This is a genomic window from Streptomyces sp. NBC_00252, assembly GCF_036187565.1.
GTDB lineage: Bacteria > Actinomycetota > Actinomycetes > Streptomycetales > Streptomycetaceae > Streptomyces.
In genome coordinates this window covers 6,160,261-6,173,288 of sequence record NZ_CP108087.1, presented here as the reverse complement: position 1 = coordinate 6,173,288, position 13,028 = coordinate 6,160,261, and the positions used below count along the sequence as shown (strand labels likewise).

The following is a 13,028-nucleotide window of genomic DNA, read 5'->3' as shown; positions in this document are numbered from 1 at the left end:
GCACGCCGAAGGGCCGGGCACCCTCACGATGCCCGGCCCTTCACACAGCCTCTTCGCGGACCGCGGCCCGACAGGCTCAGCCCCTCACATGGGCCCGCCCGTCACCGACCGGACCCACACTCCGGGGGCCACCCGTCACAGCCCACCGCTCACCGCGGCGGAGCGACCGTCACTTCTTGCGGCGGCTGCTCCGGCGACCCTGCTTGCGGCGCTCCGCGCGCGTGAGGCCGTCCGCCTCGGAGCGCACGGGCTCGTCGTCGCTGGTGAAGTCGCCCTCGACGATGCCACCCTCGCCGTCCACGGTCGGCGCCGAGAAGTGCAGCCGGTCCGGCCGCTGCGGGGCGTCGAGGCCCTTGGCGCGGATCTCGGGGCGGCCGTTCGCCTGCGCGGGCACCGTGTCCTCCTTGTCGAGGGACGGCTTGTCGTCCTCCAGGGGGACTTCCTCGACCTGCTGCTCGACCTGGACCTCCAGGTTGAACAGGTAGCCGGCGGACTCCTCCTTGATGCCGTCCATCATCGCGGTGAACATGTCGAAGCCCTCGCGCTGGTACTCGACCAGGGGGTCCTTCTGGGCCATCGCGCGCAGGCCGATGCCCTCCTGGAGGTAGTCCATCTCGTAGAGGTGCTCGCGCCACTTGCGGTCCAGGACCGACAGCACGACGCGGCGCTCCAGCTCACGCATGATCTCGGAGCCGAGCTGCTCCTCGCGCTCCTTGTACTGCTCGTGGATGTCGTCCTTGATGGACTCGGAGATGAACTCGGCGGTCAGACCGGCCCGGTCCCCGGCCGCCTCCTCCAGCTCCTCCACGGTGACCTTCACCGGGTAGAGCTGCTTGAACGCGCCCCACAGCCGGTCGAGGTCCCAGTCCTCCGGGAAGCCCTCGGCGGTCTCCGCGGTGATGTACGCGTCGATCGTGTCGTCCATGAAGTGCACGACCTGCTCCTGCAGGTCCTCGCCCTCCAGGACACGGCGGCGCTCGCCGTAGATGACCTCGCGCTGGCGGTTGAGGACCTCGTCGTACTTGAGGACGTTCTTGCGGGTCTCGAAGTTCTGCTGCTCGACCTGCGACTGGGCGGACGCGATCGCGCGCGTGACCATCTTGTTCTCGATCGGCACGTCGTCCGGGACGTTCGCCATCGACATCACGCGCTCGACCATCTGGGCCTTGAACAGCCGCATCAGGTCGTCGCCGAGGGAGAGGTAGAAGCGGGACTCGCCCGGGTCGCCCTGACGGCCGGAACGACCGCGCAGCTGGTTGTCGATACGACGCGACTCGTGCCGCTCGGTGCCGAGGACGTAGAGGCCGCCGAGGTCCTTGACCTCTTCGAACTCGTCCTTGACCGCCTGCTCGGCCCTCTCCAGGGCGGCGGGCAGGGCGTGGGCCCACTCCTCGATGTGCTCCTCGGGGTCGAGGCCCTGCTGGCGCAGCTCCGCCTCGGCGAGGTCGTCGGGGTTGCCGCCGAGCTTGATGTCCGTACCGCGGCCGGCCATGTTGGTGGCGACGGTGACGGCGCCCTTGCGGCCGGCCTGGGCGATGATCGGCGCCTCACGGTCGTGCTGCTTCGCGTTCAGCACTTCGTGCTGGATGCCGCGCTTGGCGAGCTGCTGCGAGAGGTACTCGGACTTCTCGACCGACGTCGTACCGACGAGGATCGGCTGGCCCTTCTCGTGCTTCTCGGCGATGTCGTCGACGACCGCCTCGAACTTCGCGACCTCGGTGCGGTAGATCAGGTCGGACTGGTCCTTGCGGACCATCGGCCGGTTGGTCGGGATCGGGACGACGCCGAGCTTGTAGATCTGGTGGAACTCGGCGGCCTCGGTCATCGCCGTACCGGTCATGCCCGAGAGGTTGCTGTAGAGGCGGAAGAAGTTCTGCAGGGTGATCGTGGCAAGGGTCTGGTTCTCGTCCTTGATGTCCACCCCTTCCTTCGCCTCGATCGCCTGGTGCATGCCCTCGTTGTAGCGGCGGCCGGCGAGGATACGGCCGGTGTGCTCGTCGACGATCATGACCTCGCCGTCGATGACGACGTAGTCCTTGTCCTTCTTGAAGAGCTCCTTCGCCTTGATGGCGTTGTTCAGGTAGCCCACCAGAGGGGTGTTCACCGACTCGTAGAGGTTGTCGATGCCCAGCCAGTCCTCGACCTTGCTGACACCGGCCTCGTGGATGGCGACCGTGCGCTTCTTCTCGTCGACGTCGTAGTCGCCCGTCTCCTCAAGGCCCTTGAGGGAGTTGCCGGCCTCGCCCTTCTTCAGGCGGGTGACGAGCTTGGCGAAGTCGCCGTACCACTTGGTGGCCTGGTCGGCCGGGCCGGAGATGATCAGCGGTGTACGGGCCTCGTCGATGAGGATCGAGTCGACCTCGTCGACGATCGCGAAGTTGTGGCCGCGCTGCACCAGTTCGTCCTGCGACCACGCCATGTTGTCGCGCAGGTAGTCGAAGCCGAACTCGTTGTTCGTGCCGTACGTGATGTCGCACGCGTACTGCTCGCGGCGCTGGGCCGGGGTCATGTTGGCCAGGATGCAGCCGACCTCGAGGCCCAGGAACTTGTGGATGCGCCCCATCATCTCGGAGTCGCGCTCGGCCAGGTAGTCGTTGACCGTGATGATGTGGACGCCGTCTCCGGAGAGGGCGTTCAGATACGCGGGCAGGGTGCCGACCAGGGTCTTGCCCTCGCCGGTCTTCATCTCGGCGACGTAGCCGAGGTGCAGGGCCGCGCCGCCCATCATCTGCACGTCGTAGTGACGCTGGCCGAGGACGCGCTTGGCGGCCTCGCGCACGGTGGCGAACGCCTCGGGGAGCAGGTCGTTCAGGGTCTCACCATCGGCGTAGCGCTGCTTGTACTCCTCGGTGAGGGCCTTCAGCTCGGCGTCGGAGAGGTCGACGAAGTCCTCTTCGATGGAGTTGACCTGGTCCGCGATGCGGTGCAGCTTGCGCAGGATCTTGCCTTCGCCTGCACGCATGATCTTCGAGAGGACGGACACGGGGGTTGGTCTCCTTGCCGGTCGGGCCTGGGACGGTCGGTTTCCAATGACATGACTGAGCAACGGCCATCGTATGCGAGGACCCCGCCACGCCGGGAGCCTGCCGGGGACGCCGACCGTCCACTCCTTCAAATCTGCTTCAAAGGGGACAACGGCCGGGGGTCGCCGATGGTGCCGCGTCGCTCCGAGGAATTGCGCGAAATGTGATCACCCGCTCACGCAGCGCAAAAGTATGGCGTCCTCGTGCGCCCCCGAGCAGAATCGGCCGATGGAACCCGTCACGCTCACGACCGACCGTCTCCTCCTGCGCAGCGTCGGCCCGCAGGACACCGACGTCGTGTATTCCGCGGCCCAGGACCCCGAGATCCAGCGCTGGACGACGATCCCCTCGCCCTATCTCCTGGAGCACGCGCGGAGTTTCACCGAACAACTGGTCCCGGAGGGCTGGGAGAACGGTTCGATGTTCACCTTCGGCGTCTTTCTCCCCGAAGGGGAGTTGGTGGGCATGCTCGCGATCACGATGCGCTCCCTGGGCGTCGGCGAGGTCGGCTTCTGGGCCACGAAGGAGCACCGCGGCAACGGCTACATCACCGAGGCCACCGTCGCCGTCTCCCGCTGGGCCTTCACCCGCCTGTCGATCGACCGCGTGGAGTGGCGCGCGGAGGTCGGCAACAAGGGCTCCCGCGCGGTCGCCGAACACGCCGGCTTCACCGTCGAGGGCACCCTCCGCTCCGCGATCAACAACAAGGGCGTACGACGGGACTGCTGGGTCGGCTCCCTGCTCCCGTCGGACCAGGGCCTGCCGTCGACGGCGCCGTACCTGCCGACCCAGCCGTAGGGAACGAATCCCCGGCTCAGCCGGCGCTGTCAGTGCCACCGTCTATCGTGCGGAGACATGACGAGTGCCCCGCGCCCCACGACCGACCTGTCGGCAGCCGACGCCCGCCGCATCGCCCTGCGTGCCCAGGGTTTCCTCGGCGCCCCGGACCGCCGCGGGGGCGTGCGCGGCGTGCTCCGCCATCTCGGCGCGGTCCAGCTCGACACCATCTCGGTCCTCGCCCGCTCCCACGAACTCATCCCGTACGCCCGCCTCGGCGCCGTCCCCCGCAAGACGGTGGAGGACGCGTACTGGACGACCACACCCGCCGGCGCGTCTCCGGCACGCCCCCACGCCTTCGAGTACTGGTCGCACGCCGCGTGCATCCTCCCCGTGGAGGAGTGGCCGCACTTCGCCTTCCGTCGCCGCGCCTACCGCGCCCGCCCGCACTGGAACCACGACCTCCCGGACGGCACCTACGACCAGGTCATCAAGCAGCTCCACACCGAAGGCCCCCTCACCTCGACGGAGTTGGGCGGCGCCAAGCGCACCAGCGAGTGGTGGGACTGGTCCGGCGCCAAGGTCGCCGTCGAGCGCGCGCTCATGTATGGCGAGGTGGTCTGCGTGGAGCGCCGCGGCTGGAAGCGGGTGTACGACCTCGCCGAGCGCGCGATCCCGCAGGACCTGCTGCACGACGAACTGGATGACACGGAGTGCCTCCGCCGCCTGGTCGCCCTCGCGGGCCGGTCGCTGGGCGTCGGCACGCGCGCGGACATCGCGGACTACCACCGCCTCAAGGGCGAGCAGGTCGACGCGGTGATCGCCGACTCGGGTCTGGTCCCGGTCACGGTCGAGGGCTGGTCCAAGCCCGCCTGGGCGGACCCGGCGACCCTGGCGACACCCCCGCGCGGCCGCCACCGCACCACGCTCCTGTCCCCGTTCGACTCCCTCGTCTGGGAGCGGGCCCGCACGGAGCGCATCTTCGGCTTCGCCCACCGCCTCGAGGCCTACGTCCCCAAACCGAAGCGCATCCACGGCTACTTCGCGATGCCGGTGCTCGCCGGCGGCCGGCTGGTCGGACGCGTCGACCCCGCGCGCGAGGGCCGCACCCTGGTGGCCAAGCAGGTCACCCTGGACGGCGCCAAGGCCGTCCCGTCCGTGGCCCAGGCCCTGGTCGAGGCCGCGAGCTGGGTGGACTGCACGGACGTACGCGTGGAGCGGGTCGACGCCCCGGAGCTGCGCGCTCCCCTCGCCAGGGAACTCGTCCGTCTCCTGGCGTGAGCGACCGGCGATCCCCCTGGGAGAGCAGCGGATCCCCTTGAGGGATCAGCGGATCTCGAGGATCTTCTCCCGCATCGCGTAGACCACCGCCTCCATCCTGGAGTGCAGCTGCAGCTTCTCCAGGATGTTGCGCACATGGTTCTTCACGGTGTTCTCGGAGATGAACAACTGCTTGGCGATATCACGGTTGTTCATACCGGTGGCGACGAGTTTGAGGACCTCCAGCTCACGGTCGGTGAGCCGGGGCGCGGGCACCAGCCGGCGCTCGTCGGTGCGCTGGATCATCGACTTGAACTCGGTGAGGAGTTTCGACGCCATGGAGGGGCTGATCTGCGACTGCCCGTCGGCCACGGCGCGAATGGCGGTGGCCACCTCGTCGGTCGAGATCTCCTTGAGGAGATAACCCGTCGCGCCCGCCTTGATGGCGTCGTAGAGATCGGCCTCTTCGTCGCTGATCGTGAGCATGATGATTTTCGCGCTGGGCGCCACCTCCTTGATGGAGGTGCACGCCTCGATCCCGCCCCGCTTGGGCATCCGTACGTCCATCAGGACGATGTCGGGGAGCAGATCGGCGGCCTTGTCCACGGCCTCGGCGCCGTCACCGGCCTCGCCGACGACCTGGATGTCCTCCTCGGCGGCCAGCACGATCTCCAGGCCGCGCCGGAAGAGGGCGTGGTCGTCCACGACCAGGACTCTGATCGGCTCCTTGCGTGTCGAGCCCGCTTCCGGGTCCATGCCGACGACGCCGCCGTCGGCATCCCCGACATGCATCGGTCCGAAGCTGTCCGCCATCGTTCCTCCCCCTGAAGGCTCTGGCCTGTGGTCCTGCGCCATCGCCAACCCAAGGCAGCGGCCCACCGGTTGGGCCCTGTACGGCCATGATTCCATGCCCGGACGACAGTGCGGTCACGGAGCGGGGCGCGAAGTGGTCGCACACCGGTGCCCCTGGGGGCGCACACGCGCTCCAGGGGCACCGGCTCACCTCTCGGCCGGGTGGCTCAGCCGCCCAGCGTGCCGCCCGCCGCGGGCGGTTGCGCCTGCGTGACCATCGGGTCCGTGCTCAGGTGGATGACGCCGTAGTCGTAGGCGTGACGTCGGTAGACGACGCTCGGTTCCTTGGTCTCGGAGTCGACGAACAGGTAGAAGTCGTGTCCGACCAGTTCCATCTCGTAGAGCGCCTGGTCGAGAGACATCGGAGAGGCGACGTGGGTCTTCTCGCGGACGACCAGGGGACCTTCGCCCTTGACCTCCAGCGAACCGATCTTCTTGGTGGGCACACCGTCCGACTGCTCGTCCGGGACGGCTTGGCCGTTGCCGTTGAGCGTCGCGGCGCCCGGGACGTGGTCGGGGACCTCGGCGGCCGTGAGCCGACGGGCACCGCGGCGCGTGTTGCGCTTGTCGTGCTGCTTGCGCAGCCGGGCGTCCAGCTTCTCCGCCGCGAGGTCGAGCGCCGCGTACGGATCGTTGGCCGATGCCTCCGCCCGGATCACCGGACCGCGGGAGCGGAGCGTGATCTCCACTCGGTCACAGCGGTCGGCCTGTCGGGGGTTCGGCTCCTTGGACACCTCCACGTCGAGGCTGATCACCTTGCCGTCGAGCTTCTGGATCTTCTCCAGCTTCAGCTTCTCGGCCACGTGCTTGCGGAACCGCTCGGGCACCTCTGTCTTGCGGCCCTTGACGACGATGTCCACGCAGAACTCCGTTCCCGGATCGCTCCGCTTCGCTGCGGAGCGTCTCCCTTTCGCACCAGGCTCCGGTCACCCCGGAACCTCGGACTCGGTGACTTCCACCTCCTCCTCCCCCATGGGCAAGATCTCCACCCCATGGCGGCGAGTGATTGCAGAAAACCCGCAGCACGGCATTCGGATACGAGAGGCGCGGCCTGCGCCTTTCTCTCACAACCGAACATATCTCGCCCGGACGGATGTCGTCACCCTCTACTGCCGCGTACCTCCGTTCAGGTGAATTGCCCCTGTCATTACCTGCAACGACACAAGATCGCAGTCAGTTCCGGTTTATTTCGAAGGAATCTGGCGAAGCCGCGATCACTGCCGCGCAGATCAGGTCATCGGGGCCGTTCACACCCACGAATCCCGGTGCACTGAGTGCCATGTTCCTCCCGTTCTCCATTGATCTCTCGCTGTGTTCTTCTCTGCCTTCCCTGGACGCACGCGCATACACAGCGTCAGTCGCGCCAACTTCACCGCGGCACACGATCGCCTCCCGAACGGCCCGCGCCGCCTCCCGCAAGGTGGCCCCCGTCGTCATCAGGTCGTCGACGAGCACCACCCGCCCTCCGGCGAGCAGCCCGGCACCGCCCGCGACCACCTCCAGCGCCCCGGCGAGATTCTCCAGCCGCTGCCGGGAGTTGAGCCCCGACTGATCGGCCACCCACCGCCCCTGCCGCAACACGGCGACCACCCGGGCCGGCGTCCCGGTCCGCCGCAACTCCCCCGCCGCCGCGAGCGCGATCCGCCGCGCCGGATCATGCCCCCGAGCCCGCACGGCCGCCCGCGCGGAGGGCACGGGGACGAGGAGGAGGGGCGGCTGGGCTGGGCTTCGGGGGTTAGGGGGGCGGACGTCCGGGTGCCCGTCCGGGTGCCGTCCGGTTTGCGTCTGGCGACGTTCCCCGCGGGCTTGCTCGGTCTGGATTCGGGCGTGATCTGGATGGGGGCCGACCTGGGCTTGGCGATGTCCTGTCCCAGCCTGCGAGGTTTCCGCGCCGTGAGCCTGTCCTGCCACCGGTTGCCGTAGCTGCTGGGCCCTCCCCCACCCCACCCCTCCCCCCTCCCGCACCCCCACCCGCACCGCCCCCGCCAACGCCGCACCCAGCGGCCCCGCAAGAGCCAGCGCGCCTCGTTCCTTGTGGGCGAGGAGCATCGAGCGCACCTCGTCCGCGTACGGAGCCGTCGCGTACGTCGCCGGTAGCCCTGACGGCTCGGGCATCGGTCGCACCCGGCTCGGTACGGCCCCGGTCAGGGCGGCACGGCACTCCGGGCAGAGCACCGTGCGAGGCCTTCCGCAGCCTCCGCACTCGGCCGGCAGCACCAGATCCGTGAGGTCCCGCCACCACCCCCGCATGTCCACCACTGTGCCAACGCCTCCGTCGACCGGCCACCCCTGTGGACAACGGCCTGTGGACAACTCCACGCGACCGTCGACAGCCGTCACCCGTACGAGTGCGAGCCCGCCCCGGAACACGCGAACGGCCGCCTCCACCGAGCCTCAGCCCGACCGGAGACGGCCGCTCTCAGTCCGCTTTCAGTCCGTCGACTCAATGCCCCGACGCCTCGAACACCGGCGCACCTCAATCACCTCGGCGCATCACCTGGACACATCAGGGCCTCACCCCGGATAGACCGGCGCCGACCCCGTCTTGACCACCTTCTGCCACTGCGCCCCGCTGGGCAGCCGTACGATCCCGTCCTCCGAGTAGGCGACCAGCGGCAGCTTGTCGTCCTCGGACGCGGCGATCTCCTTGACCCCGGTCAGGGCGGCGGGCGCCGGGCCCTCCGGTGTGGAGCCGTCGACCTGGACGTACCGCATCTGCAGGACGCCTTCGTGTTCGCGGCCCACCACCACGAGCCGGCTGTCCCCGGCCCACGACATGGCCGTGATCTCCTCCAGGTCCGGGGTGACGGACCGCAGTTCGAGGACCGAGACCACCGGCGGCTCGCTGCTCGTCCCGCCCCGCTGGATCCGCCCGATGAGCAGGGACCGCTTGCCGTCCTTCTCCACGACGAGCGCGATCCGTACCCCGTCGGCGGCGACGCGTACCGACTCGATACGGCCGTCGAGCCCCGGTGCCTCCACCGTTATGGGCTGTCCGGCGCCCTTCTGCAGCAGGAGCAGCCGGGGGTTCGCCTGGTCCCGGTCGGCCACCCAGAGGTCGCCCTGCGCGTCCCAGCTGGGCGGCGTAAGCCGGTCGTCCTCGGTCTTGCCCTGGCTGGTCAGCACGGGGTCTCCGAGCGACGCACCGGACACCATCGAGCCGACGTAGAGCGACTTCCCGTCGAGGCCGACGCCGGCCCCGGTCTCCTCGTCGCGCGAGATCGCCACCGACCGCAGCTGCTTGACGCCCTCGCCCAGTGCGCCCGGCACCGGATCGGCGTGCGCACCGCCCGCGCCGGGCATCCGTACCACCCGGTGCTTGTCGTCGAGGAAGTACAGGTACTCGGGACGGTTCACGGCACCGTGTGCCGCGAGGCCCTCCGCGCTCTCCTCGGAGTAGACGCACAACTGCGCGCCGTTGGCGGCCTGCAGCTCGACCTCGTCCACCGTGGGGGTCATGGTCTGGAGGGTGTAGAGGATCTGGGTGGCCATCTCGTTGCACCGGGCGAGACCGACCCGGGAGGCCGTCTGGTTCAACGGGACCGTCAGCTTGTTCTGGTCGTCGGGTGTCAGCGAGGTGACGCCCTTGCGGAGCGTCGTCCCGGTGGGGAAGCTCGACCTGACCACGGGCCCGAGCCAGCTGGTCGGCCCGTTGAGCAGCGACCGCACCATCTGTGTCACGGGGTCGACCCGCCGCCGTACGAACACGGGGTCGGCGACCGCGATCGGCTGCGAGCTGGTGCCGGCCGAGGTGTTCGACGCGAAGTAGTACTTGTTGACCGACATGTAGTTGCGCTGGAAGTCCGACTCGCCCATGACGACACCCTGCGGCAGCTCGTCGATGCGCCACTGGCCGCTCTTCGCGTCCTTCGTGAGGTGGACGGACTTGCTGTACTGCCCGTCCGCCGGGGAGTACGCCTGTTGCGCGTCCACGGTGGCGACCCGGTTGCCGGTCAGCGTGTACGTGAAGGTGTCGGTGTCCTCCCGGCCTGCCGGGGCGCGCAGGGCCATCGTGCTCGGGCCGTCGGCGAGGACCGTGGTGGACAGCTCCGGCTGCCAGCCGCGCGCGGCCTTGGCGGTCAGGTACATGCGGGCTGTCTTGAAGTTCGGGTCGTCGCTGGTCAGTGCCTCCAGGAAGCCCTGCACGATCTCGCCCTGCGACGCGTCCTCCCGGGGTGGCATCGCGAAAACGCGCACCTGGGTGTCCTGTCGGGGCGTCGACTCGACCCCCCGGAGATCCCCGCTGTCGGGCATCGAGGCGCATCCCGCCAGTACGACGACGCCACACGCGGCGTACGCCATCGCGCGTCCCTGTCTCCGCCGGGCGCCCGCCGCGCGGTCAGCGCCCACGAGATGCCTCCCCCTGCTTGGTCGTGTTCTCCGGCGCGGCGGCCGGGTCCGTGCTGCCCGCGGCCTCGCTCCGCCCCGGTTCCGCGGCCGGCCGGTCGTCCTGGCGCCGGGTGCCGCCGGTGGGCCGGGGCACCACGCGCGCGCCGTTGCCGGGCAGCGCCGTCGGGTCCGCCGTCGCGGTCGTGGTGTTCCTCGGGGCTATCGGGGTCCGGCCGGATATCGGCGCCCCCTGGTCACCCATCGGCTGCACCGGGACCGTCGCGCGCTTGTCCCCGCCCCCGCTCGGCAGACCGGCCTCATTAAGTCCACGATTACGGCGTGAGTCCTTGGGCTCCAGGGGTATCGGCGAGCCCCGCAGCGGTTCGTCGGCGGTGCGCGGCAGCGTCAGCCGGAACTGTGAGCCGCCGCCCGGCTCGCCCCACGCCTGCAGCCAGCCGCCGTGCAGTCGCGCGTCCTCCAGGGCGATGGACAGCCCCAGACCCGTACCGCCGGTGGTACGCGCGCGTGCCGGGTCGGCGCGCCAGAAGCGGCTGAACACCCGGGTCGCCTCGCCGGGCTTGAGCCCCACCCCGTAGTCGCGCACCGCGATGGCGACCGCACCGCCCGCGGTGGCGAGCTTAACTATGACGTCCTTGCCGTCGCCGTGCTCCACGGCGTTGACGACGAGGTTGCGCAGCACGCGCTCGACCCGCCGGGCGTCGGCCTCGGCGACCACGGGCTGCTGGTCGCCGACGACGCGTATCCGCGTGCCCTTGCGCTCGGCGAGCGGTTCAGCGCCGCTCAGGACCCGTCGTACGACCTCTCTGAGGTCTATCGGCTCGGCCTCCAGGGCCGCCGCGCCGGCGTCGAAGCGGCTGATCTCCAGCAGGTCCGCGAGCAGCGTCTCGAACCGGTCCAGCTGGTCGGCCAGGAGTTCGGCCGACCGTGCGGTCATCGGATCGAAGTCCACGCGCGCGTCGTGGATGACATCCGCCGCCATCCGTACGGTCGTCAGCGGCGTCCGCAGCTCGTGCGACACGTCGGACACGAACCGCCGCTGCATCCGCGACAGGTCCTCCAGCTGCTGGATCTTCAGCTGGAGGTTCTGGGCCATCTTGTTGAAGGCCTCGCCGAGGCGCGCGATGTCGTCCTCACCGGTGACCTTCATGCGCTCCTGGAGGCGCCCTGCGGACAGCCGCTCGGCGATCCCGGCGGCCATCCGCACCGGCGTGACGACCTGCCGTACGACGAGCCAGGCGATGGCTCCCAGGAGTACGACGACGAAGAGTCCGGCCGTGGCGAGGGTCCCCTTGACCAGGCTGAGCGACTTCTCCTCCTGGGTGAGCGGGAAGAGGTAGTACAGCTGGTAGGGATCGCCGTTCGGGTCGTTGACCTGCTTGCCCACGACGAGCGCCGGCTGGGATTCCTTGCCGTTGCTGTAGATGATCCGGGTGTAGCTCTGGGCGGCGGTCGTACGGTCGTTGACCCGCGCGCGCAGGTCCTCGGGGACGCTGGCGGACGGGTCGACGTAGCCGGAGCCGCGCGGGCTGCGTCCGCCGCCGCTGTCCATGCCGGCGGGCAGGGTCACCACGTCGAAGGCGCCCTGGCCGCCGCTGGAGAGCGACGACACGAGGTCGCTCATCCACTGGATGACGTTCTGGGAGGAGTTGCCTCCAGTGGCGGAGCCGTCGTCGGCGGTCCCGGTGGCCGCTTCGTCGGCCCGCTGCTTGGCCACGGCGAAGCCGCCCGTCGCCTGGCTCTGGGAGGCCTTCACCTTGGCGTCGAGCAGGCCGTTGCGCACCTGGCCGATGACGACGAAGCCGAGCAGCAGGACGACGCCCAGGGACATCAGCAGGGTGGTGACGACGACCTTGAGCTGGATGTTGCGCCGCCACAGCCGCATGACGGGCAGCAGCGGCCGGCGGACCCAGCGCATGAACAGGCGCAGGACCGGGCTGCCCTGGACCCCGCCCTGCAGCAGCCCGCCCTCCAGCAGGCGCCCCCAGCGGGAGCCCGCCGCCTTCCGGCCGACAGGCCGCCCCGCACGAGCCCCGGACCCCCCGGGCGCCGAAGCGGCACTGTCCCTGGACATGTCAGCTCGGTCCCGCCTTGTAACCGACACCTCGGACGGTCACCACGATCTCCGGCCGCTCCGGGTCCTTCTCGACCTTGGAACGCAGCCGCTGGACATGCACGTTGACCAGCCGGGTGTCCGCCGCGTGCCGGTAGCCCCAGACCTGCTCCAGGAGCACCTCACGCGTGAACACCTGCCACGGTTTACGGGCCAGCGCGACCAGCAGGTCGAACTCCAGCGGGGTCAGGGCGATGGACTGCCCGTCCCGCTTCACGGAGTGACCGGCCACGTCGATGACCAGGTCGCCTATGGCGAGCTGCTCGGGCGCGGGCTCCTCAGACCTCCGCAGCCGGGCCCGGATCCGGGCGACCAGCTCCTTCGGCTTGAACGGCTTCACGATGTAGTCGTCCGCGCCCGACTCCAGGCCCACCACGACGTCGACGGTGTCGCTCTTCGCCGTGAGCATCACGATCGGTACCCCGGACTCCGCCCTGATCAGGCGGCACACCTCGATACCGTCCCGTCCGGGCAGCATCAGGTCCAGGAGCACCAGGTCGGGCTTGCTCTCACGGAAAGCGGCCAGCGCCTTGTCGCCGTCGGCTACGAAAGACGGCTCAAAACCTTCACCACGCAACACAATGCCGAGCATCTCGGCCAGTGCGGTGTCGTCATCGACGACAAGGACTCGTCCCTTCATAAACGACATCATCCCA

9 protein-coding genes are annotated in these 13,028 nt (G+C 69.5%); 2 read left to right on the top strand and 7 right to left on the bottom strand.

Annotation, left to right across the window (positions count from 1 at the left end):
* Window positions 1–169: 169 nt before the first annotated feature.
* A complete protein-coding gene (gene secA / locus OHT77_RS27335) occupies window positions 170–2,983 on the bottom strand; it encodes a preprotein translocase subunit SecA (RefSeq protein ID WP_266769249.1) in 2,814 nt (937 codons plus the stop codon).
* A 268-nt stretch (window positions 2,984–3,251) separates the two neighbouring features.
* Between secA and OHT77_RS27330 the strand changes: the two genes are divergently transcribed.
* Together OHT77_RS27330 and OHT77_RS27325 are read left to right on the top strand one after the other, a co-directional pair.
* Entirely contained in the window at window positions 3,252–3,821 is a 570-nt protein-coding gene (locus OHT77_RS27330) for a GNAT family N-acetyltransferase (RefSeq protein WP_328831072.1), read from the top strand.
* A gap of 57 nt (window positions 3,822–3,878) precedes the next feature.
* The gene (locus OHT77_RS27325; protein WP_328831071.1) at window positions 3,879–5,081 is read left to right on the top strand and encodes a winged helix-turn-helix domain-containing protein; all 1,203 of its coding nucleotides are present in this window, start codon (window positions 3,879–3,881) and stop codon (window positions 5,079–5,081) included.
* 45 nt (window positions 5,082–5,126) lie between these two features.
* On the opposite strand, the gene OHT77_RS27320 is transcribed toward OHT77_RS27325, so the two are convergent.
* From OHT77_RS27320 to mtrA, 6 genes are all read right to left on the bottom strand, one after another.
* Window positions 5,127–5,873, bottom strand: coding sequence for a response regulator transcription factor (locus OHT77_RS27320; RefSeq protein ID WP_328831070.1), 747 nt, complete (start codon window positions 5,871–5,873; stop codon window positions 5,127–5,129).
* Between the two features lie 206 nt (window positions 5,874–6,079).
* Window positions 6,080–6,772 (bottom strand): ribosome hibernation-promoting factor, HPF/YfiA family, encoded by a 693-nt coding sequence (gene hpf / locus OHT77_RS27315; protein WP_328831068.1) that lies wholly within the window; start codon window positions 6,770–6,772, stop codon window positions 6,080–6,082.
* A gap of 313 nt (window positions 6,773–7,085) precedes the next feature.
* On the bottom strand, window positions 7,086–8,162 hold the full coding sequence (locus tag OHT77_RS27310) for a phosphoribosyltransferase family protein (RefSeq protein WP_328834355.1): 1,077 nt from the start codon (window positions 8,160–8,162) through the stop codon (window positions 7,086–7,088).
* A gap of 264 nt (window positions 8,163–8,426) precedes the next feature.
* The gene (locus OHT77_RS27305) at window positions 8,427–10,262 is read right to left on the bottom strand and encodes an LpqB family beta-propeller domain-containing protein (protein WP_401326839.1); all 1,836 of its coding nucleotides are present in this window, start codon (window positions 10,260–10,262) and stop codon (window positions 8,427–8,429) included.
* Complete coding sequence (mtrB, locus tag OHT77_RS27300) at window positions 10,252–12,333, bottom strand: MtrAB system histidine kinase MtrB (protein ID WP_328831067.1); 2,082 nt, start codon at window positions 12,331–12,333, stop codon at window positions 10,252–10,254. Before mtrB ends, OHT77_RS27305 begins: the two co-directional genes overlap by 11 nt.
* A 1-nt stretch (window position 12,334) precedes the next feature.
* Window positions 12,335–13,024 carry a two-component system response regulator MtrA gene (gene mtrA / locus OHT77_RS27295; protein ID WP_187284748.1) on the bottom strand — a complete coding sequence of 230 codons (690 nt, stop codon included), beginning with the start codon at window positions 13,022–13,024 and terminating at the stop codon, window positions 12,335–12,337.
* Between the last annotated feature and the right edge of the window lie 4 nt (window positions 13,025–13,028).